A 21,445-nucleotide genomic window follows, 5' to 3' on the forward strand; every position below is an offset into this window, starting at 1 on the left:
ATGATGCAGCAGTGCAGAGACAGTGCATGTTCTTATCTGGGGAGATCTGCTTAACAGGCGATCGTTAAACTGACTAGCTTGGCCGCTAGTTCAACAGGCCCGGCACTTAATTCTCATCAACTTAAGTGAGCAAATACGATGAACAACGATAGCGCTATTTGGGGTAACTCAAACGGTGATTAAGCAGAAGTCAGCAGACGGCATAGTAGCCCAACGCCCATCGTAATGGTTGGGACACGGTGAAGGCCTGAACACTTAGAATAAAGGAGGAGCCTTGTTAAACTTGAACACCCATTCGCCGTCCAGCGTAGATGCGATTCAGCGTAATAACTCGCAGCCAACCTTTAGCCAACATCTATTCGAACATATGCTAACGCGGCAGAATATTCAGCTCGCGTGGCAAGGTGTTCGAGCCAATAAAGGGGCTGCTGGAGTGGATAACATGTCCATTGATGCATTTCCTTCTTGGGCAAAACTACACTGGAAGCAGGTTGCTGCTGCGCTGCGTAATGGCCAGTATCAGCCTAAACCGGTTCGCCGTGTGGAGATTGACAAACCCGATGGCGGTAAACGCCAACTGGGGATCCCAACGGTGCTAGACCGTGTTATTCAACAGGCCATAGCTCAAGTGCTTACGCCCATTTTTGACCCTAGTTTCTCAGCTAATAGCTTTGGATTTAGGCCAAATAAGAATGGGCAGCAAGCAGTGAAGCAAGTTCAAGGCATCATCAAGCAAGGCCGACGTTTTGCGGTTGATGTGGACTTATCTAAATTCTTTGACCGAGTTAACCATGATCTGCTCATGAGTCAGCTGGGAAATCGAGTTCAAGATAAACGGCTACTTACACTGATTGGAAAATACCTGAGAGCGGGTTTTATCCATAACCAGTGCTATCAGGAAAGTCGAGAAGGTGTACCGCAAGGGGGACCATTATCGCCCTTGCTGGCCAATATCATGCTCGATCCATTGGACAAAGAGCTGGAAAAGCGAGGGCACAAGTTTGCTCGTTACGCCGATGATTTTACCATTTTGCTGAGAAGTCAGCGTGCGGGTGAACGAGTGCTTACGAGCATTAGTAGCTTCTTGCAACGGCGCTTAAAACTTGTGGTTAATACAGCCAAAAGTCAGGTGGTTAAAACGGCGAAGAGTAAGTTCTTAGGGTTTACCTTTAAAGCGGGACGGCTGCAAATTCACGCCAAAACGTTACACCGTTTTAAACAACAAATTAGGCGTCTAACAAACCGTAACTGGGGCGTGTCGATGGGCTATCAGCTATTTAAAGTAAGCCAATACTTGCGAGGATGGATAAACTACTTTGGGATCGCGAATTGCTATCAACTGTGCGTAGATCTAGATCACTGGATAAGGCGCAGAGTGCGAATGGCCTACTGGCGACAGTGGCGAAAACCGAGAACCAAAGTAAGAAATCTGATGCGTAGAGGAGTACATGTTCAAGCCGCGGTAGCCTGTGGCATAACCAGTAAAGGCCCATGGAGAAGCTCGAAAACACCGGGGATGCTAAACAAGCATTATCGAATGCTTATTTAGCATCCCAAGGTCTATTTGCGCTTCGAGATGGATGGATTAAGCTTCACCATTCTAAGTGAAACGCCCTGTGCGGAGCCGCATGCAGGGTGTTGTGGGGGCTGGAGGCTAGATACCTTCGGCTACCCGATTAGGGCTAGCCATTGCCACAACAAGGGCAACCATTAGGTGACGGGCCGAAGTTAACAGACGATTTATTAATCCGTGATTCCGACAGGCATTCTAGTCCGATTGATTCTTCAATCTTACTTTCTGTTGAATACGGGTAATCCTCAAAGCCTTTGATTATTTCATAGAATTCTTTACGTTCCTGAGCATTAAGTTTTTTAAAACCCAAAAGAACATGCTTAGTATTAGCGTTCATAATTTTTCCTTAAAAGTTTCCACACGTATCGCATGTGGAGGGAGTTAGAGATATTGGTTTTATTTTACAAGTTTCACACTTATTCTTATATTGAAAAAGAGTATGTCGCATAGCAAATCTTTTTTCTTTTATTGAGATTGATTGCGCTGTATCTTCGATTTCTTGTCTATTGAACTCATCTCTCAATCTCGACATGTCGCGTTTTATTTTAGCTGGACTTTCCTTAGAAAGCTGATCAAAGTCATTAGTTAGTCTCGTGTTATTTTTGACTGAACTAATTGCATAAGAATAAACATCATCCCATTTATAAACTAGCGATAATAAAGAAAGCACAGATTGAATAATTGTTAAAACACCACAAACTGGTAATAATAGATATTTTAATGCTTCACTATCGGTCGAGAATGCAGCTACAAACCCACCTAAAATTATGGGAGTTAATAGGCCTAAAAAGGTTATAGCTTTAAGTCTAAAATCATACTTCTCAACTCTCTTTTCAAATATTTTTGCAGTGCCAAAGCTGTAAAATCTCTTTTCAAAACACTCTTGTTTAAATTTAACTTCATCTGTCATCAAATAATCCTATAGCCCTAACGCTTGCGTATGGGGATTTTATGAGCGTTTTGGCGGGAACCGCCAGCGAATAAAATTCCCACATGACGCTCTTGTTATATTCAGTACCCAAAGGCCGGATTTTTAACAAACAACTGTCTAGAACGTGCTTTTTTGACCAATGGTGATTGGTTCAAAAAATCATAATCAGTAACAATCGACTCTGCGTCATCTAAAAAGCCTAGGAAGTACAATGATGCTACTATATTTTCCAATGCATTAGTTTTACTAACCAAATCATGGAAGTTGGTTTTAATTTCCCGATCGTTTAAAAAGTATGCCTCAGAAAGTTTTAACTCATTAGAATATCTTTCGACATATAACTCAGAAAACTCCAAATCATATGAGAAATAGAATAAAGATACTAAGCCAGCCATAATCTCAGGCGTGACAAATTCTTTTGCACTAGACCATGATTCGTGGCTAGCGTTAATACTATGAGAGACCTCTTCCATAAGATCATTAGCAGGTTTTTTGCCCTGCATTTTACTGATAGACCTCTCGTGACGATCAAACCATATTTTGATAAACGTTTTTATATCATTGACACTTACCCCTAGTAAATCAATGGAAATGTTTATCATTGGAGACATTTCATAGTTATGAGATATTATGTTGACAGCTTTCTCGAAGTCCTTACCTGAAAGAGAGTAGTCTTTCTTAATATTATCTCTAACATCTTTAAAATCATCGTTTTTCCATAAATCTCTGTTAGGTAATTTCTTTGAAATATCAAAAAGTTCTGCGCGTGATAGTTTCTTTGTAAAAGAACCTAAGGAATACTCCCTTATAAGAAACTCATTCATTTCAACTAGTAAATCCAAATCTTTCTCCAACGTAGTGAAAGAAGACTTGAGGGTAAAAAAGTTGATCAATTGAGTGTTAGTTAAATGTTTAATGTTATTGTTATCTTTCGGATATCTAAAAGTCTGCCCCGTAGGGTCAATATCAGCGATATCCATAATTACTGGCTCAATTCGATTATTGATTTCAGAATATCGGATATCAAAAATTTCAGATTTTCTTTTGAAATAGCACCATATATTTTTAATATCATGCGAACCGGAGAAATTAAACTGAGATGTCTGTCCTTTATATGGTGCTAAGCTTTCAAGCATTTGAATAGCATGTTTTAGCCTTAACTCCACTGAGTGTCGCATATTAAAGCAAATAGGATAGATAAAGTCGTCTATGTGATATTCTATGCTATCTTCTTCAAGCACCTTATCTATAAGTACTCTTGCTGCTCGTGAAAAACCTTTAGAATATTCTTTGTAACCGGGATTACCGTTGGTACCAACGCAAGCGTTAGCCCATGACGGATCTGAACCACAGAATGTCTTATTTACTCTTACCACTAACTCATCCTATCGATTACTGAATATAACGCTAAGTAGGCCGCACGTGCGGTCTATCCCATTCAATGAGCGCGCGTCCTATCACAAAAAACATGATCTTCATCACGTTCGCCCATCAATTTATGATTTGATATTAACCCATTGTCTACCTTAGTTTTTTACTCGGAATCAATCAATCGTCGATCCATTTCTATCATTGATTACTTTGACAAATGACGCAAACGAAACTAAAAACACTGTATGCATATGGCTCTTCACCGAATGTAGTGGAAACACTTTCAACAAACATTAATGAGCGAGATAATAAGTAAACGTTCATGAATACCTCGCGACCATGCAAGACACGACGCTTTATCAATCCATTCTTGGATTAACTCATCCTTGGGCTGTTTCATCTGTTGAACTCAATGAGTCAACCCAAACCATCACCGTACGCGTTGACTATGACCGAGCTTCATTAACGGCTTGCCCCTCTTGCGGTAAGGCTGTTCGTCGACACGATACTCGGCGGCGGGTTTGGCGACATTTAGATACCTGTCAGTTTGAAACACGTATTGAGGCTGAAGTCCCTCGAGCTGATTGCCCAGAGCATGGAGTGCAAACACTTCAAGTGCCTTGGGCGACAAGTAACAGTCGCTACACAGAGCTGTTTGAGGCTCGCGTTATAGAGATGCTTAAAGTCAGTTCCTTATACGCGGTGAGTAAAACCTATCGGCTTAGCTGGGGAGCCATCGACCGGATGATGACGCGGGCCGTTCAACGCGGTCTGACAGCCAGAACCACCATCAACTACCAAGACCTGTTGGTCGATGAAACGGCATTTAAGAAAGGCCATGACTATGTCACGGTATTATCCAATCGTGATGGTCAGGTGATATCGGTTGAAGACGGTCGAACAGGCATGAGCCTATCAGCTTGCTTTAAGGCATTGCCCCCTGAGTCAACAATGGTTACACGTTCCATATCGATGGACATGAGCAGAGCATATATAAACGCAGCATATGACTACTTCGGTGAGCGGGCTAAGCAAATGATAGCCATAGACCATTTTCATATCGCAAAGGTGCTCACTAAAGCGGTGAATGAAGTGAGAAAAAGCGAACTCATGGCGTTGCCCCAGCATTTAAAAAGAGAGTGCCACCAAACACGGTATGGATGGTTAAAACGAAACAGCCACCTACATGGGACATTGAGAGAAAGAGTGAATGCGCTGGCCAAAATGATGCAAAATACTGGCTTGAGCTGGATATTCAAAGAGCAAGCAAGAGCCATTTGGTATGGCGATGCAGCTAACGCCAAAGCGGCTTGGAATGATTGGTTGGCACTCATAAAGGTCAGTCAAATCAGGCCGATGATGACAGCAGCAGAAACCGTGAAAACGCACTTAAAGGGCATCATCAATGCGATGCGTTATAAGGTATCAAATGGCTTGGCAGAAGCGATAAATGGAAACATTCAGCGCCTAAAAATACGTTCGATGGGTTTTAGAAATAAAGAACGCTTTAAGCGAGCTATTTTATTTCACTTTGGAGGGCTTGATATGACTTTCCACCAAGAACGGTGAAGAGCCATGCATATACAGATAAAAAGTGCGCAACATGTCAAACACACCATTGCGGCTCCAGCAGCGATTTAGAAATACGATTTATCAGCACCATTACAGTATTCGCACCGAGCAAACCTATTGGCATTGGATAAAACGTTTTTTGTATTTTAATCACAAGCAGCACCCAGCAAAGCTCGGAGCTGCTGATATTGAACGATTTCTAACTCATCTAGCGGTCGATAGGCAAGTCGCTCCGGCGACTCAAAACATCGCATTTAATGCCTTAATGTTTCTCTATAACAAAGTACTACGTATCGAAATGATTGGAATTCAGGCGAAACGCGCGAAAAAACGAGTCAACATTCCCGTAGTTTTTACTCGAGCTGAAGTGAGCCAAGTGATTGCGAATTTACCCGCGGATTATCAGATCATGGCTTCACTGCTTTACGGTTCGGGACTAAGACTCAGTGAATGCTTGAGATTACGGATTAAAGACTTAGATTTTGATCAAAATACAATCACCGTACGGCAAGGCAAAGGAAATAAAGATCGCGTGACTTTGTTACCCCCTAACTTGATCCCAAAGCTTCGCGATAACATTCTCCTGAGCAAAAGTGTTTTTGCTCACGATATGAGTCTACATTATGCTGGAACGACGATGCCTTACGCGTTAGCCCGTAAGTACCCACATTCTCAACGGTCGTTTTCTTGGCAGTTTTTGTTTCCTTCAACTCGCCTGTGTATCGACGCTAGAACAGGTGAGCTCAAACGCCATCATATTCATCATAGTGTGCTCCAAAAAGCAGTCACCAAAGCCGTGCGTAATGCCGGTATAAATAAGCCTGCAAGTTGCCATACCTTTAGGCACAGTTTTGCCACCCACTTATTAGAACAAGGGACTGATTTAAGAACTATACAAGAATTACTTGGCCATCAGGATGTAACAACGACTGAGATTTACACGCATGTTATCGGTCGTCATACCACGGGCGTCAAAAGCCCTTTAGAGTGCTTGGTTCAAGTTGCAAAATAGATGATTTTTGACAAGACCATCGAACAGGTTTTTGCATTCTAGCTGGTGATTAAACTTGGCTTGTAAAATCTGATTCAAAACCATTAGTTTTGGTATGGAAAGAGCAGTGGGAAATTTTGCTGTTCGCAAGAAGGCCTAACGCGTTTTGGGGCATAAATGGGTTAGAGTAACCAGTCAGAACAGATCGCCCCTTGCGAAGCAAAGTGGCAGGTTGAGTCCAGACTAATCCAGATTATCTGATGACCAAGCAGCCAGAACCATCTGCCAGCCTCATTAGCCAGTAAACGGCTGCTCTGGCGCTGTAATAGTGAGCTTGAATATGGCGAATTCAGATTTACTTTTTAAGAAAAATAAACTAGACACCCATTCTAAAAATGTAAAAATAAACTAGACACCCATTCTAAAAACAAAAATCTTTCATACTCTCGATAGCCAAGATTACGCTTTAAATCCCATCATCTTCGCCGAGTAGCGCAAATGAACAAGGGAGCAAAGTTGAAGTCTGTTTGAGCGCAGCGAGTTACTTCAACGCCCTTGTGAATGCGCAACGCAGGGTTTAGGAAGATGCTGGGCGAGCTTTCTTTTTGCTTAGCTAAGCTTTGCTCGTTGAAGCTTAATGACGTCGCCGTAGGCGAAAGCTTTTACCCCGTTGCTAACACAGAACCGGGCATAAATGGGTTAGAGTAACCAGTCAGAACAGATCGCCCCTTGCGAAGCAAAGTGGCAGATTGAGTCCAGACTAATCCAGATTATCTGATGACCAACCAGCATCACCAAACGCTGCTTAACAATAAATGGGCGAACCACAACAAGCTTAGCCAGCCAACTACCGAGCAAACCTGAGACCAACCAGCCAAACCCACCGTCCAGTAAACGGCCTCTCTGGCGCTGCGATAGTGAGCTTGAATATGGCGAATTCAGATTTACTTTTTAAGGGCTTGCAACGCCAATAGCGCTTAAATGATGGTCCGCGATAGGCTCATCTGGCGGCCCTCTTCCATTTCCCATTGCACGCCATAAGGGTCTATCCAATAAAAGAAACTAATAGGAAATCCATCCAATTTATCTGGATGATAGTCGTCGGAGGGATTAATCATCGTGATCCCTGCTTGCTGTTTTAAGTAGTTAAACACCTCATTACAGTTACTCACTTCCATCGCAACATGGCGTGGCCCGCCTAAATCATAGATTTTTGCCTGAGGTGGTAATTGCTGACTACCTTGCGGCTCGCGATACCGCATCAGCTCCAGATACATCCCCGCTTGTGGATGCTTTAAGAAACGCACATCAACATCGACTTTACCATTACTTAAACCTGCATCCAGAGCAAAAGAACGCATGCTTACATTTTTATAATCCATCAATTGGCCCTGAGGATCTTTGGCGATTTCAAAACCCAAGCTTCGATAATAAAAATCGCAGGCCTTCGCGATATCATCCACAATGATATTGATATGTAACATTCCCAAAATAAAATGCTGCATATCATGAGCCTTAACCCGCGCCAGTAAAATCGGTTTACTCTGTGGCGCAATGGCGGTGCAGTAACGTACCCGACGCCTACGATTGACCAGTTCAGAGCAAATTGAATCGTCTTTATTCTGACCTTTTTCGGTGTCACGAGGGTCTTGCTCGAAGGCCACTAATTTACAATCAATAAAAACGTTGTAGAGCAGTCTGTTCCACTTATTCCATTTGCAAGCAAGACTTCAATTGTAAGATCCGCTGCTGGTCTTCTGGATGGCTACTTATCCATTGTGGTATTGCGGTCTGTTGCTGGTTAAACAGCTGCTGATAACCCGCCAGTATTTGCCCGCCAGATAAACCTAAATGGGCCGCGCTATGGCAAGCAAATAAATCGGCTCGGCTCTCAACCTCACGCGAATACCCCATATTTAAGCCCAAGACTGCGGCCCCCATTAAACCATCAACCAAGGCGCTCGCATCACCCACCAGTAGCATCACCGCGCTAGTGACCAGAGTCGAACGAACCAAGGCTGTCATCCCGTCGTGGTGGACAAAGTGGCCCAGCTCATGCAGTAAAATGCCGTTCAGTTGCTCTGGCTGTTGCATCAGTGAAACTAAACGGTCGGTCACAATAATACTGCCGTCGGCTAAGGCAAAAGCATTGGCTTGTTCACCCATGTTGTAGAAGAACAATTTTGGCTCGCCTGGTAGCTCCCCAGTTCCTTCAACTAAGCGCGCAAAGTTTGCGCTAATTTGTTGTTGTAGGGACGCATCCAACTGGCTGTCTTGAAAGCCGAAAGCTTGCAATTGACTCAAGGTTTGTTGACCCAATTCTTGCGAAACTGAATACGGCACAAAACCGGCCAGATAGTGTGCCAAACGCGGCAGTCCCTTATCGATACTCCAAAACATCAATAGGGCACTCAGCAGCACGCCAAACACTATCGCTAAAAGGTTACTCTCGATGCGCTTCGCCAGAGAACCTTTGCCATGGCGCTCTAGCCAGGCCGCTAACTGCTCGGGCTGTTCCGCGACAAAGCGGTGACCATTGGCAAATATCAGACTACGTGGCTGACGGCCAATCGCCATCGACACTTCGACTTCGGCCAAAGATGCTCGAATACAGCCTTCCTCATCACGAAGCTCCAGCTTCCCTTCATCGGAACAACTTAAACAGGCGGCTCGAATTAGCGAGCTATTCGCCACAAACACTTTTCCAGAAATAAGCATGTCAGTCCTAAATCACGCCAATTTCAATACTAAATGCATCGGCTACTTCATCGGCAATCGCGACATTACCGTCATCCACTTGATTATGAGTAGTCAGTTGATCGATATCGCCGTCAATTGCGGTGGCATTTGCCATAAACCGAGCGTACCTAACCTTTACCAAGGGTAAGGCCAAACCTAAAGAGAACACAGTAAGCAACAAATTGCTAAGTAGCAAAGCTAAAAACGCCCAAGGTTTCACTGTTGAATTTAGCTGCAATTTATCAGCTAAAACAGTTTCACCAAATTGATAGTTACGTAAGCAGGCTTTTAGATAGGCACTCACAAACCAGCCAAGCAAAAACATACTGATATAAATTGCCAAGATAGCCCCAAACAAACCATAGTGAACACCAAGATCACTCTCTAAGTTTTCCGGGTTAAGCTGCTGTATTAATCCCCCCAACTGAGAGAAATCAATACCAATCGAACCCACAAAAATAGCGACTCCGATTGCAACAATGACTAATAAACCGCTTAAGCCGATAGCCGCTGTCTTTAAATAGATTTTAAATATGCGTCCGGTACCAATCTCTGCGCCAAATTGTTGCTGCCCCCAGCGATAGCCATTTAAAATAAACTGACTCATTTGGCTGGTAATTAAAGCATAGATAAAGGTTAAACCTAGTCCACAGGCCACAATACTAATGATACCGAGGATCCACGGTGAGCTCATTTGGGCGAGAAATGTCAATCCCCCGGCAGCGATAGCGAAGCCAACAAAATATAACAAAGGCAGTACCAATAACACCATATAAGCACGGCCATAACTGCCTACAAAATCGAATCGAACATTCCGATAGCGCGTCATCCGAGCATCAAAACGTAAATTACGCACCACTAACACAGGCGTAGCAAGCACAAACAGAAGCACCATTAAGCCACCAATAGTGGGGTGAAATGAAGGTAGCGTAAGCCACCCAAGCACCAAAATTACCGCAATAATTCGGCCAATAAGAATTTGTATAGGTCTTGCCAAATACTCAAAAGACTCACCGGCAAGTTCGGTATTGCCGTAAAAATACTGCTTATTGCGCACTTTAGCCCAAGCGGAATAAATCCCCAAAGTAATAACGGTGAGTAAGATATTCACGATCCAAATGCCAAAATATTCACCGGCACGCCCTAAGAATGTAAATTGGTGACGCGGCTGTTGCTGACTTTCCATGTAATCGATTCCTATTGGGAATAAAAAGTAAAGGTTAGGTTTAAGCTACTGACAAATAAATTTTTTATAGTATTTGATTTGCTTAACAAAAACCAACTTTAGCATCAATTTTTGCCGTTCCAATCGCTCGCACTAGCAAACCATTATTCAATAAAAAAGCGAGAGCCATACTTTAATAAAAAATAAAAATGCTTTATAAAATCCAGCTTTCAGATAAAGATACTGGATATACGAATATTGCAAGCATTTATGCTGCCTTTTTATCTATAATTCATCAAGTCATGATATTTGTCGTTTTTTTGTCAGCACTCATTGCATCAAGCAAGCGGCTCTCTAGAATGACTGGTTTGGCTAACATTTGTGCATGGGAGGATAAAATTTGAATCAAGACAGAAAACGGATCGTATTAATTGAAGATGACTCTCGACAACAGCAATTGGTAGCTACATTTTTACGCAGTGAAGGTTTTGATGTGATCTCCTCGGAACGAGGAGATGATGCGCCAGTATTAATAGCGAAACATTTACCCGATGCAGTGCTACTCGATCTGATGCTACCCGGTATGGATGGTATCCAAGTCTGCCAAAAGGTTCGAGAGTTTTATACGGGGCCGATTTTAATGGTGACAGCTCAAGGTGATGAGGTCACCGAAGTATCGGCGCTCAATCTAGGGGTTGATGATTTCTTAAAAAAACCGCTGCGGCCACATGTATTATTAGCGCGTTTACGCTCGATGTTACGCCGCAGTCAATGCTTAGCAGAAACTGACAACTACACAGAATTTCGCCCCAACCCCAACCGTATAGTTTATCAAGAGCTGCTGGCCGACAAAACTCAGCGACGAATTTGGTTAGCGGACCAATTGCTCGACTTGACTGATGCCGAATTCGACTTACTCTATTTCCTCATGGATAATGCTGGACACGTGCTTCCCCGAGACCTTTTGTTTAAAGAAATAAGAGGTATCGACTATGATGGTTTAGACCGTTCTCTAGACATGCGAATATCCACCCTACGCAAAAAAATAAATGACAATGCACCACCTTATCGCTACATAAAATCAGTTCGAGGAAGAGGCTATCTGTTTGTTAAAGAAACTTAATGATCTTCAGCTAAGGTTCTTAGCATGCTAACCCTATTTCTTCGTTTATTCTTATCATCGATCTTTGCGATCTTTGCCGCCACCATCCTCTATGCCTCTTTGATACAAGAGCATATCCAACAAATTGAACGCCAACAAATCCGCAAAGTCGTACTCCCCATCTACTATTTATTAGAACGAGATATTCTTCAAGCCAAGCAACCCGATATCAACGCGATCCTAGAAAAGTACCAACAAGAGTTTCCTTTTTTCATTCGACTGATGCCACTGAGTCAAATTGATCAAGATAAGCGTTTGCAGCTGCTACGCCACCGAGAATACATACAGGTTGTGACGCATATTTTTAATGAAGACGAAATCACCTTGTATTATCTATGGCCAAATCAACAAGTTTTGGAACTGACTTTAGATGAAAAATTTGTCGATCGCGGCGGGTGGCTATTTTGGTATATGGTGGTATTTATTACTGGGAGCCTAGCGGCAACGGTGATGTGGTTTTCTTTTTCAATGACCCGCCATACCTATCACTTAGCGAAAATAACCAAGTTATTAGGCGAAGGTAATTTCGACGTCACCGCCAATGAGAAAACCCCTGCACCAATCAACCATATGGCGCGTAGCCTAAACGCCATGGCTTACCAATTGAAAACTCTCATCCAAGAGCAAGACGCCATGACCATGGCGGTATCTCATGAACTAAAGAACCCGATTAATAATCTGCGTTTTGCTTTAGATATGACCCGATCGATTCATGATATGCATACCATGCACCAACATATTCAAGATATGGACGAAGATCTAGATAGCCTTGAAGAGCTGACTCATGAATTAATCAGCTTTTCCCAGCTGTCGAAAGCAACCACCAGTAAACTTGAATTCGTTAAGCCTAATCCTTTGCTCGAGAGTGACTGTGAACGCTTCGCAAAATTAAATCCAGCTCTCAATATTCAAATTGAATGTACTGAAGATTTATCATTAATGGTGGATCCCAAGTTGCTACGCCGAGCCCTTAACAATTTAATTGTAAATGCGCAAAAGTATGCAAAATCGCAACTGTTAGTTCGAGCCTATCAGCGTGGAACATCGGTATTTTTTGAGGTTCACGACGATGGCATCGGGGTACCTGAACAGCACCGCTCGTCAATTTTTATGCCCTTTGCCCGAGTCGATGATAGTCGTAGCAGGCAAAGTGGCGGCCACGGTTTAGGCCTATCGATAGTCGAAAGAATTGTGATTAATCACGGCGGCAATGTCAGTGTCGGCGATAGCCCCTTAGGCGGTGCACTATTTACCATAGAACTACCAACTCATGGAAAACAAGCCTCTAGGGCTCACAAACCAAAATCACAAAACAATGGCCATGAGCCCTGTTCGTGATTATTTTACCGCCGTTTGTGGTTGATTTAGGCAAGGCCGAGCCGAGGTGACAAGCGATTGGCCGCAACCATTTGTAGAACCAGCTATCAACCCGCAATACACAACGCTAAAAATAACCTCGAAATATAAATCGAGCTTGGGTAAAATCCCCCCTTCTTTTCAAATCTGTGAATCCGCCTTTTGAGTACATCTACCCCTGCTAACACGGTTATTATTCTCGATTTCGAAACCACTGGACTATCGCCAAATCAAGGTGACCGAGCCATCGAAATTGGCGCCGTATTGCTAGAAAATGGACAAGCCACCCAACGCTTTCAAGAACTAATGAATCCCGGGTTTCGAATTAGTTCCTTTATTGAAAATTACACCGGCATTAGCAATCGAATGATCAGCAATGCCGCACCATGCGAAGAAGTGATGGAACGTTTCTGTGATTTTATTGGCGGGCACAACTTAGTCGCTCACAATGCGTCTTTTGATCAACGTTTTCTCGATGCAGAACTCAAGCAAATTAATCGTCACTATACGGGGCAATTTAGCTGCTCCATGTTACTTTCGCGACGTATATTTCCAGCGGCGCCCAATCATAAATTAGCTAGTTTAGTGACCTATCGAAATATCGCCAACGACGGCATATTTCACCGCGCTTTAGCCGATTCAGAGATGACCGCAAAGTTATGGTTAAGCCTCCTCGAAGAGTTACAAACAGGTCACCAAATCACTTCACCAAGCTTTAAGCTGATGCAGCAAATTAGTGCTAAAAGTAAAACCGCGGTGCCTAATTTTCTTCGCCGCGTCGCACAAAAACAGTTTTAATTGGCGGCATAAAAACGAACCGAAGGTTTGATAGCTTCGCGCGACATGATATGGGACAATTGGCAATTATTTACAATCGCCAAACAATGGATCATCGATGAAGTTATTAATTCGCAACCTTGCCCGCACCACGAGTGAAGCTGAGTTACTCGCTCTATTTTCAGAGCAGGGCAATGTGCAAGAGTGCACCTTAGTTCTCGATAATGAAACCGGTAAGTCGAAAGGCTTTGGCTTCGTAGAAATGGCGGATCCAACGGAAGCTGAAATCGCTATAAAAGCTTTAAACGGCAAAAAGATAGCAGGCAATAAGATCCGAGTGAAACAAGCAGCAGAAAATCCCCTCGCCAGCCGTGCCCCTACAGCAGCAAGTGCTTCTATTTGGCCTGAAGTCAGCGAGCAACCAAACAAACCTTCAGAGCAAGACTAGAACTGTTATTTTACCGCCACTCGAGAGAAGCAGCATGATTCACCACGCTGATGATCTCGAGGCAAAGTGACATAGACGACTCAGTTAAGGTGAGCCCTCACTGCGCGGACCGCAACGAACTGCGCATTTCCAACATGACTTCAATCATCCAATATACATCTTGACGAAAGCTAAATTGAGCCAATCACACAGAAGCCCATCGAGCGATCATTTCCCTTTAAACTAATGATCGCTTGGTCAAGTCTATTCGTAGTTCTAATACCAATCTGATTAATTATGTGATCAACTTAATTGTGTAGAATAAATCTGTCGATAATCAGCTATGAGTGCAATAACTAGTGGCTCTTATCACAAGATTCATCACGCCGTTAGCGGTGATTTAGGCCAGCAAGAATAAACAGATAATGACTTAGATCGGTATCAGTCAGTCACATGCTGGCTGAATCACCACCGCCAATCATTGATTAAAACCAACAACAATCCTCGAAACGGATTTGTTTGGGATCGATCCGAGTAAAGATTTGGCATATTCACCTTTTGAATGACAGGATACAGAAATGCAGTTAAGAATTTTCTATGATGCTCAATGTCCACTCTGCGCGGCGGAAATGCGCCAGCTGAAGTCCTTTGATACCCACCAATTGATCGAATTACAAGACATCAATCAAACCAACTTTAAGCAGCGCTTTCCTCATATTAATAGACGTAAAGCCGCAAACATTTTGCACGCAGAAAATGCTCAAGGCGAGCTTCTATTGGGTTTAGATGTGACCGCCAAGGCTTGGGGCCTAGTCCAGCAAAAACCCTGGATCCAATGGCTACGCAAACCAATCATTCGCTGCGTTGCCGATCGAGGCTACTTATTATTTGCCAAGCACCGTTACCGTATCTCCGCACTAGTGGGTCGTCATACAAAATGCGACAGCCAACATTGTGGCACGGGTAAAAACCTTAATTAAAGCTTAGCCAACAGGTCTTCGTTAACGCTTACATGGAAACAAGCGATAAAATGAGCGAAGCTGTCAAGAATGGACGCTTACTGGTCGCCAAAAAATAAGCCGCAACAGCGGCTTAGTCTATTTACACTTTAATATTTATAGTTTCACCGAGTCCCGGTCTGCTCGCTGGTGCGGCGTCAGAAATATCGGTTGCGGCCACTAATTCTTGCACCGCCTTACCATCTTGCTGCTGCTGACCTTTAGCCAGCTGCGCTGAAATAACTTCCATAGACTGCGAAGCATTTGTACTATTGATTTCCATTCTACCTCCTATTTCATGGACATCAGCTACTCATCGGCCGCTAGAATAAAAACTTTAGAACTATTTTATATAAACTAAAGATATCTAACCCGAGGGACTTCGCCCCAATTTACGCTAACTTAATCTCACTCAATTAGTCCATAAATAGCGGCTGACACTGTACTTTACCCCCACCAAAGCAGTGGTACAATAGAACGCTATTTTTTAAGGTCTCTGTCATATGCAGCAAGCAAATAATCCTCTTCACGGTAAAACGCTAGAAACCATTGTCAACGAACTAGTCGATTTTTATGGCTGGGAAGAACTCGGCGCTCGAATTAATATTCGCTGCTTTACGCTTGATCCCAGCATCAAGTCTAGTCTCAAGTTTCTGCGAAAAACTCCGTGGGCTCGCGACAAGGTAGAAAATCTATATTTACGCATGAAAGGTCTTTCTTGAGCCTACACATCGATGCGCTTTCGAGCGGATTAATCACATCCCCCCTGAATAAGCGCTTGATGATAAGCGCTTATTCAATGAGCCATCAGCTTTACGCCACAGCAGCTCACAAAAAACTTAATGACTTTCGCTTGTATCTAAGGTCCTAATTTACCTATATTGACTTATCTGCATTACCGCATAGCTTAAAGGAAGTCACTATGCCGAACGCGCTCAACAGCATTCTTTTATTATTTGCCCATCCTTCACTCGAGCGTTCTGAAGTCAATGCACCGATGTTTGAACTCGCACAAACCCTGCCACAAGTGACCGCAGTTGACCTCTATCGGGAATATCCCAGCTTTAAAATTGATATTGATAAAGAACAGCAGCGCTTAATCGAACACGATATTGTTATTATGATGTTTCCCCTCTATTGGTACTCCGTTCCTGCCTTATTAAAAGAATGGCAAGACTTAGTCCTCGAGTACGGTTTTGCCTATGGTCATCAAGGGAACAAGCTACAGGGAAAAACACTACTGTGCGCAATCACGGCGGGAGGAGCCGAATCGGCCTATACAGCCGATGGTTATAACCATTTTACCATCAGGCAATTACTTAGTCCGATTGAACAAACCGCTTCATTAACTGGCATGCATTACTTACCCCCCTTTGTATTATTCGGCTCACGGACAGCGGTTGAAGAAAATCGACTGCAGCAACATCTCGATAATTGGCATCATTTGTTAAGCGCCCTACAGCATGGACAAATCGATCTTGAGATGGCGGCCCACCTTCCTCAATTGAACCAGCAGCACCTAGCACTGTTCAAGGAGCGACTATGACAGGTTATTTATTACAAACCTTTGTCTATTTATGTGCCGCTGTCATCAGTGTGCCTTTGGCCAAAAAATTTGGTTTAGGCTCAGTCTTAGGCTATCTGATTGCGGGCGTGATTATTGGACCAGTGATTGGTTTAGTGGGAACCGAAACCGCCACCATTCAGCACTTTGCCGAATTTGGCGTCGTGATGATGCTGTTTGTTGTGGGTTTGGAGTTAGAACCCAAAATGCTCTGGGGCATGCGCCACAAACTACTGGGGTTGGGTGGGCTACAAGTGAGTTTAAGCACTGTGGTTGTGATGTTGATATGCCTATTATTCAAGTTTCCATGGACCATTGCCTTGGCTATCGGCCTGATATTTTCACTCTCATCTACAGCCATCGTGTTACAAACCTTTAATGAAAAAGGACTCAACCGTACCGACGGTGGCCGTTCTTCATTTTCAGTGTTGCTGTTTCAAGACATTGCGGTGATTCCGATGCTGGCCTTAATTCCCCTACTCGCACTGCCGGAACTAATTGAAAAGGCCCAGCACTTAGGAAACCAAGCCGCAGCCCACAGTTCCGAGCTTAATTTTGCAGCCCACCTGCCCAGCTGGGCTTATGCCTTAGTGGTAGTTGGCGCGATTGTGGCGGTGGTGATTGGCGGGCACTACCTCAGTCGCCCGATATTTCGGTTTGTTGCAAACTCAGGGCAACGAGAAATATTTACCGCCGCAACCTTAATGTTGGTGATAGGCATTGCGACACTCATGAGTTTAGTGGGTTTATCCCCCGCTCTCGGCACATTTTTAGCGGGCGTCGTCCTCGCCAACAGTGAATTTAGACACGAAATGGAATCCAATATAGAACCATTTAAAGGTTTATTATTAGGACTGTTCTTTATTACCGTAGGCGCAGGCATCGATTTTGAAGTCCTCAGTAATCATTTACCAGTAGTGCTCGCGATTACGTTGGCAGTGATCCTCATCAAATCGTTGGTACTCTTTGGCTTAGCCATCACCTTTAAAATCAAAAATAGTGACCGCTGGTTATTTGCCTTAAGCTTGGCACAAGCGGGAGAGTTTGGTTTTGTATTGCTCAACTATACCCAGCAAAACCACGTGATTCCGGAAGACTTGGCAAAAATTCTGTCATTGGTGGTCGCTTTCTCGATGTTCTTAACACCCGGCTTATTTATCTTCTACGAGAAGGTGATTCTGCCACGTTATGCACGGGTCGAAAACCAGCGAGAGCCCGATGAGATCGACGAGAAAGGCACCGTCATCATTGCTGGTATCGGTCGTTTTGGGCAAATTGTAAACCGCTTCTTGGTGGCCAATGGGATCAATACTGTGGTTCTCGATCATCAAGCGGGCCAAGTTGAACTAATGAGAAAAATTAACATTAAGAGCTACTTTGGCGACGCAACCCAACCCGAACTATTACATCGTGCAGGCATCGAACAAGCGAAGTTAATGGTGGTAACCATCGACGATAAGGAACGAGTCAGAGACATCGTTAAATATGTAAAACATGCCTTTCCACATATCCGTTTAATGGTGAGGGCCTTTGACCGTGGCCACGCTTATGAGCTACGCAGCCTAGGAGCTGACCACATCATCACCGAAGCTTACTACTCGGCACTGGAAATGGGAGGCAGAGCGCTAACCGAACTTGGCTTTCACCCTTTTAAAGCAGAACAGCTTAAGAGTACTTTTGATCAAATCGAAAAAGACAATAAAGATAAATTGTACCAAGCATGGTTGGCCAGCAGCGATGATAAGCACATCAGCACAGACTACCGTGAATTATTTTTAAAACTAGAAGAATTACTCGGTGAAGCGATGAATCGTGATAGAAGTGATACTCACTCTCGCAGCGAACGGGGTTGGACGCCGCCCCCCAAAGGCTATACAGACGAATTAAAATAGAGCGCAGCAATCCATCGCTCTGTCCGAGATCTTGCCTTGAGCTAACTCAAGGCTGTCGTAACCAACGGAGGCACTATGCCCGCTATAACAGATTTAAGAATTGATATTGTTTCTGATGTCGTCTGCCCTTGGTGTATTGTCGGTTACTTACGGCTACAGCAAGCTTTGGCAAAATTAGATTCCAAGCTGAATGTTCAGCTACATTGGCAACCCTTTGAGCTAAATCCACACCTCCCCGCCGAAGGGCAAAACTTAAGAGAACACATTCAACAAAAATATGGCAGTAGCGTGGAACAAAGTGAGACGGCTCGTCAGCAACTGAAACAGATTGGTTCTGACTTGGGCTTTGATTTTAACTTTAATAGCGACTCGCGTATTTACAATACCTTCGAAGCTCACCAACTGCTGCACTGGGCGGCGACTTATCAAAAACAAACTGAATTAAAACTAGCCCTATTCGAAGCATATTTTAGCCAACAACTGGCCCCCTCCGATCGAGAAAACTTACTCGCGGTCGTCGCCAAAGTGGGACTCGATAGCAGCCTAGCGGAGCAAGTACTCAATGAAAAACTATATGCCGAAGAAGTAAGAGAGAAAGAATATAGCTGGCAAAACCAAGGGATTAAGGCGGTCCCCGCGTTTATCTTTAATCAACGCTTCTTACTGTCTGGGGCGCAGAACAGTGACACACTGATACAAGTGATTGAGCAAAGCTTGCAGGATTAATTTGCCCCCACTAACTGTCGTTGTTGCTTAGGAAAGTGACTCTGCTCAGATAACCAAATATCTAAAAAATATTGACTAAAACGCAGCGCTTCTAAATGACCGATGAGCTGACCATTCAAGTAGAAACGCCCACTGTCAGCAGAATCGGCCACCAAACGTAATTGATCTCCTTGCCTTAAATTTGGCCAAATATTTGCCAGTTTGCTTAACCACTGCTGGCAAGGCGCTTGCTGACAAACCCCGAGCTTTTGCCACTGCTCTTCAGTAGCGTCTAATAGGGCTTGTCGTTCAATATCACGCAAATACTCAATACTCAAAAGCAAGGGATAGCGGTCCGCTTGATAGCGCCCATCAGCGCTATACAGGCTGACATTATAAATCGGCCAAAATAGAACTTTTAATTGAGCATTACCGACTAGCTTTAAATGCTCAATCGAATTGCTCATGGACGTGCCAAGCATCAATGCAAACAAAGCCAAATTAAACATCGCTGTTCTCCAGCAAACGGTGGGCGAGATAAGCAAATACCGCCCATAGCGGGAATAAAATAGCGAGTCCTTGCCAAACCCCCGAATGAAAGGAAAATAATTGTGCTGTACTTGCCAAATAATAACTAAGCGGTCCCAAAATACTCACCAACAAAGCCAAAAAAGGTTGCGGGAAAATCCGTAAGCTGGGTAACAACAAGGCAAAGCTGCCCCACAATAGCAGCATATAAAGCGGTAGACCCGGTTGTGCAAAATCAAGGACGCCTAAGGTGACCAAACTCCAATCCAGCAATATGCCAAGCATCGCCAACATGCTACAAGGGATTAAGATCCGCCAGCGATAGTTCCTCACTTGCAAGATAATCAACAGCAACAAACCCGCCACTAGGATCGGCTGAGCATGGTCCCCCCAGAAAAAGGCACTCAACCAATTTAGCTTAAAAGCGATGAGAACTGGCCATTGCATGCCTCACCAAGCCTTATGTAAAGTCAATTGCTCGGTGCCAATATTATGACTACGGAAACCCGCTTCACAATAAGCGAAATAAAAGTGCCAAAGCCGATAAAACTGTTCATCAAAACCAAAGTCGAGCGACTGCTGTTGGTGCTGCTGCAGACGCTGATGCCAATATTGCAGAGTTTGTGCATAATCAAGACCGATTTCCAAACGTTGCACTGGCTGCAAGCCCTGTTGGCTAAAAAGACGCTTTAACAAGGATGGAGAAGGTAGAAATCCTCCGGGGAAAATATATTGCTGGATAAAGTCCACACTATTACGATAAACGGCAAAACGACTCTCCTCAATCGTAATCGCTTGTAACAACATTAAGCCGCCACTTTTTAAGCGCTCGGCACAAAGCTGAGCAAATCCGGGTAAATATTGCTCTCCGACGGCTTCGATCATTTCAATTGACACCAGTTTATCAAAGGTACCGCTCAACTCTCGATAATCTCGATTCAGGACGGTAATTAAGTCACCGCAGCCTGCTTGCTCTACCTGCTGACAGGCATAATGGTATTGTTCATCGGAAATGGTGGTGGTGGTTACCTGACAGCCATAATGCTGAGCCGCAAATATCGCCAAACCTCCCCAACCAGTACCAATCTCCAATAAGTGATCACTTGGCTTGAGCTGTAACTGCTCACAGATCCGGCTTAATTTATTATGTTGGGCCGCAGCGAGGCTTAAGGGCTTACCGCCAAAAATAGCCGATGAATATTGCATCTGCGGATCGAGAAAAGACTGATAAAAGTCATTCCCTAAGTCGTAATGCGCCAAGATATTTTTCTTGGCCTGGCGTTTATGGTTACGCCGAAAAAAATGTTGTAACTTAAACCATGCGTTAGTGAGCCAGTGTAAACGGCGATCTAGATTATCCAGATGAGCTTGATTATTCGCCAACAGCTGCAACAAACGATGCAGATCGGAACATCGCCATAAACCCTCCATATAGGTTTCACCAGCCGCGATGCTGCCTCCTTTAAGGATCTTCGAAAACACTTGGCTGTCTAGTATATGAACTTCAACCGCATGCGGATGGTCCTTCTCTCCTAAATGCACCGAGGGGTAGCCCGATTGACTCATTAAAATTGCGCCGCCTTTTAAACCATCAAAAGTTTTAAGTACCAGATGCCGAGTCCAATCTAAACTATTGCTAAAAGTTGTCGAAGAGAGCGATTTTGCAGTCGTCATAGCTTTTCCTTAAAGACATG

The 21,445-nt window shown here is 43.9% G+C and carries 20 protein-coding genes and 2 pseudogenes; 12 read left to right on the forward strand and 10 right to left on the reverse strand.

Annotated elements, in window-relative coordinates:
* Positions 1-274: 274 nt before the first annotated feature.
* Positions 275-1,608, forward strand: a pseudogene (gene ltrA, locus ACRRSW_RS16805) (group II intron reverse transcriptase/maturase).
* Positions 1,609-1,682: 74 nt separating this feature from the next.
* Here ltrA and ACRRSW_RS16810 read toward each other — a convergent pair.
* From ACRRSW_RS16810 to ACRRSW_RS16820, 3 genes are all read right to left on the reverse strand, one after another.
* Positions 1,683-1,910, reverse strand: a complete 228-nt coding sequence (locus ACRRSW_RS16810) for a hypothetical protein (protein WP_432459910.1) — start codon at positions 1,908-1,910, stop codon at positions 1,683-1,685.
* A 9-nt stretch (positions 1,911-1,919) separates the two neighbouring features.
* Positions 1,920-2,483 (reverse strand): mobilome CxxCx(11)CxxC protein, encoded by a 564-nt coding sequence (locus tag ACRRSW_RS16815; RefSeq protein WP_432459911.1) that lies wholly within the window; start codon positions 2,481-2,483, stop codon positions 1,920-1,922.
* 101 nt (positions 2,484-2,584) lie between these two features.
* Positions 2,585-3,880, reverse strand: coding sequence for a hypothetical protein (locus tag ACRRSW_RS16820; protein ID WP_432459912.1), 1,296 nt, complete (start codon positions 3,878-3,880; stop codon positions 2,585-2,587).
* A 334-nt stretch (positions 3,881-4,214) separates the two neighbouring features.
* On the opposite strand from ACRRSW_RS16820, the gene ACRRSW_RS16825 reads away from it, so the two are divergent.
* Positions 4,215-5,444 carry an ISL3 family transposase gene (locus ACRRSW_RS16825; protein WP_432459913.1) on the forward strand — a complete coding sequence of 410 codons (1,230 nt, stop codon included), beginning with the start codon at positions 4,215-4,217 and terminating at the stop codon, positions 5,442-5,444.
* A 34-nt stretch (positions 5,445-5,478) separates the two neighbouring features.
* Positions 5,479-6,459, forward strand: a complete 981-nt coding sequence (locus ACRRSW_RS16830) for an integron integrase (RefSeq protein WP_432459914.1) — start codon at positions 5,479-5,481, stop codon at positions 6,457-6,459.
* Between the two features lie 956 nt (positions 6,460-7,415).
* On the opposite strand, the gene ACRRSW_RS16835 is transcribed toward ACRRSW_RS16830, so the two are convergent.
* The 3 genes from ACRRSW_RS16835 to ACRRSW_RS16845 are packed head-to-tail and all read right to left on the reverse strand — an operon-like array spanning position 7,416 to position 10,363.
* Entirely contained in the window at positions 7,416-8,102 is a 687-nt protein-coding gene (locus tag ACRRSW_RS16835) for a VOC family protein (protein ID WP_432459915.1), read from the reverse strand.
* Positions 8,103-8,145: 43 nt separating this feature from the next.
* Positions 8,146-9,156, reverse strand: a complete 1,011-nt coding sequence (locus ACRRSW_RS16840; RefSeq protein WP_432459917.1) for a M48 family metallopeptidase — start codon at positions 9,154-9,156, stop codon at positions 8,146-8,148.
* A gap of 7 nt (positions 9,157-9,163) precedes the next feature.
* A complete protein-coding gene (locus ACRRSW_RS16845) occupies positions 9,164-10,363 on the reverse strand; it encodes a YjgN family protein (protein ID WP_432459918.1) in 1,200 nt (399 codons plus the stop codon).
* A gap of 379 nt (positions 10,364-10,742) precedes the next feature.
* Here ACRRSW_RS16845 and ACRRSW_RS16850 point away from each other — a divergent pair, with 379 nt between their 5' ends.
* The 5 genes from ACRRSW_RS16850 (at position 10,743) to ACRRSW_RS16870 (ending at position 15,044) form a co-directional block, all read left to right on the forward strand.
* Complete coding sequence (locus ACRRSW_RS16850; RefSeq protein ID WP_432452098.1) at positions 10,743-11,465, forward strand: response regulator; 723 nt, start codon at positions 10,743-10,745, stop codon at positions 11,463-11,465.
* A 24-nt stretch (positions 11,466-11,489) separates the two neighbouring features.
* Entirely contained in the window at positions 11,490-12,842 is a 1,353-nt protein-coding gene (locus ACRRSW_RS16855; protein ID WP_432459919.1) for a sensor histidine kinase, read from the forward strand.
* A 180-nt stretch (positions 12,843-13,022) separates the two neighbouring features.
* On the forward strand, positions 13,023-13,658 hold the full coding sequence (locus ACRRSW_RS16860; RefSeq protein ID WP_432452096.1) for a 3'-5' exonuclease: 636 nt from the start codon (positions 13,023-13,025) through the stop codon (positions 13,656-13,658).
* A gap of 97 nt (positions 13,659-13,755) precedes the next feature.
* A complete protein-coding gene (locus ACRRSW_RS16865) occupies positions 13,756-14,085 on the forward strand; it encodes an RNA recognition motif domain-containing protein (protein ID WP_432452095.1) in 330 nt (109 codons plus the stop codon).
* Between the two features lie 557 nt (positions 14,086-14,642).
* A complete protein-coding gene (locus ACRRSW_RS16870; RefSeq protein ID WP_432452094.1) occupies positions 14,643-15,044 on the forward strand; it encodes a thiol-disulfide oxidoreductase DCC family protein in 402 nt (133 codons plus the stop codon).
* 121 nt (positions 15,045-15,165) lie between these two features.
* On the opposite strand, the gene ACRRSW_RS16875 is transcribed toward ACRRSW_RS16870, so the two are convergent.
* Positions 15,166-15,345, reverse strand: a complete 180-nt coding sequence (locus tag ACRRSW_RS16875; protein ID WP_432452093.1) for a hypothetical protein — start codon at positions 15,343-15,345, stop codon at positions 15,166-15,168.
* Between the two features lie 220 nt (positions 15,346-15,565).
* On the opposite strand from ACRRSW_RS16875, the pseudogene ACRRSW_RS16880 reads away from it, so the two are divergent.
* From ACRRSW_RS16880 to ACRRSW_RS16895, 4 genes and pseudogenes are all read left to right on the forward strand, one after another.
* Positions 15,566-15,778: pseudogene (locus ACRRSW_RS16880) on the forward strand (VF530 family DNA-binding protein); the annotation flags it as partial.
* A gap of 206 nt (positions 15,779-15,984) precedes the next feature.
* Positions 15,985-16,608, forward strand: coding sequence for an NAD(P)H-dependent oxidoreductase (locus tag ACRRSW_RS16885; protein ID WP_432459920.1), 624 nt, complete (start codon positions 15,985-15,987; stop codon positions 16,606-16,608).
* Positions 16,605-18,518 (forward strand): monovalent cation:proton antiporter-2 (CPA2) family protein, encoded by a 1,914-nt coding sequence (locus ACRRSW_RS16890; protein ID WP_432452091.1) that lies wholly within the window; start codon positions 16,605-16,607, stop codon positions 18,516-18,518. Before ACRRSW_RS16885 ends, ACRRSW_RS16890 begins: the two co-directional genes overlap by 4 nt.
* A 75-nt stretch (positions 18,519-18,593) precedes the next feature.
* Positions 18,594-19,244 (forward strand): DsbA family oxidoreductase, encoded by a 651-nt coding sequence (locus ACRRSW_RS16895; protein ID WP_432452090.1) that lies wholly within the window; start codon positions 18,594-18,596, stop codon positions 19,242-19,244.
* Here the strand turns inward: ACRRSW_RS16895 and ACRRSW_RS16900 are convergent.
* From ACRRSW_RS16900 to ACRRSW_RS16910, 3 genes are read right to left on the reverse strand one after another with little or no spacing between them, the layout of a single operon-like run.
* A complete protein-coding gene (locus ACRRSW_RS16900; protein ID WP_432452089.1) occupies positions 19,241-19,690 on the reverse strand; it encodes a chalcone isomerase family protein in 450 nt (149 codons plus the stop codon). The two genes, ACRRSW_RS16895 and ACRRSW_RS16900, sit on opposite strands and share 4 nt — an antisense overlap.
* A gap of 34 nt (positions 19,691-19,724) precedes the next feature.
* Positions 19,725-20,198, reverse strand: a complete 474-nt coding sequence (locus ACRRSW_RS16905; protein WP_432452088.1) for a DUF2878 family protein — start codon at positions 20,196-20,198, stop codon at positions 19,725-19,727.
* Between the two features lie 3 nt (positions 20,199-20,201).
* A complete protein-coding gene (locus ACRRSW_RS16910) occupies positions 20,202-21,425 on the reverse strand; it encodes a class I SAM-dependent methyltransferase (protein WP_432452087.1) in 1,224 nt (407 codons plus the stop codon).
* Positions 21,426-21,445: the final 20 nt, after the last annotated feature.

This window comes from Agarivorans sp. QJM3NY_25, assembly GCF_050870875.2.
In the GTDB taxonomy this organism is placed as follows: Bacteria; Pseudomonadota; Gammaproteobacteria; order Enterobacterales; family Celerinatantimonadaceae; genus Agarivorans.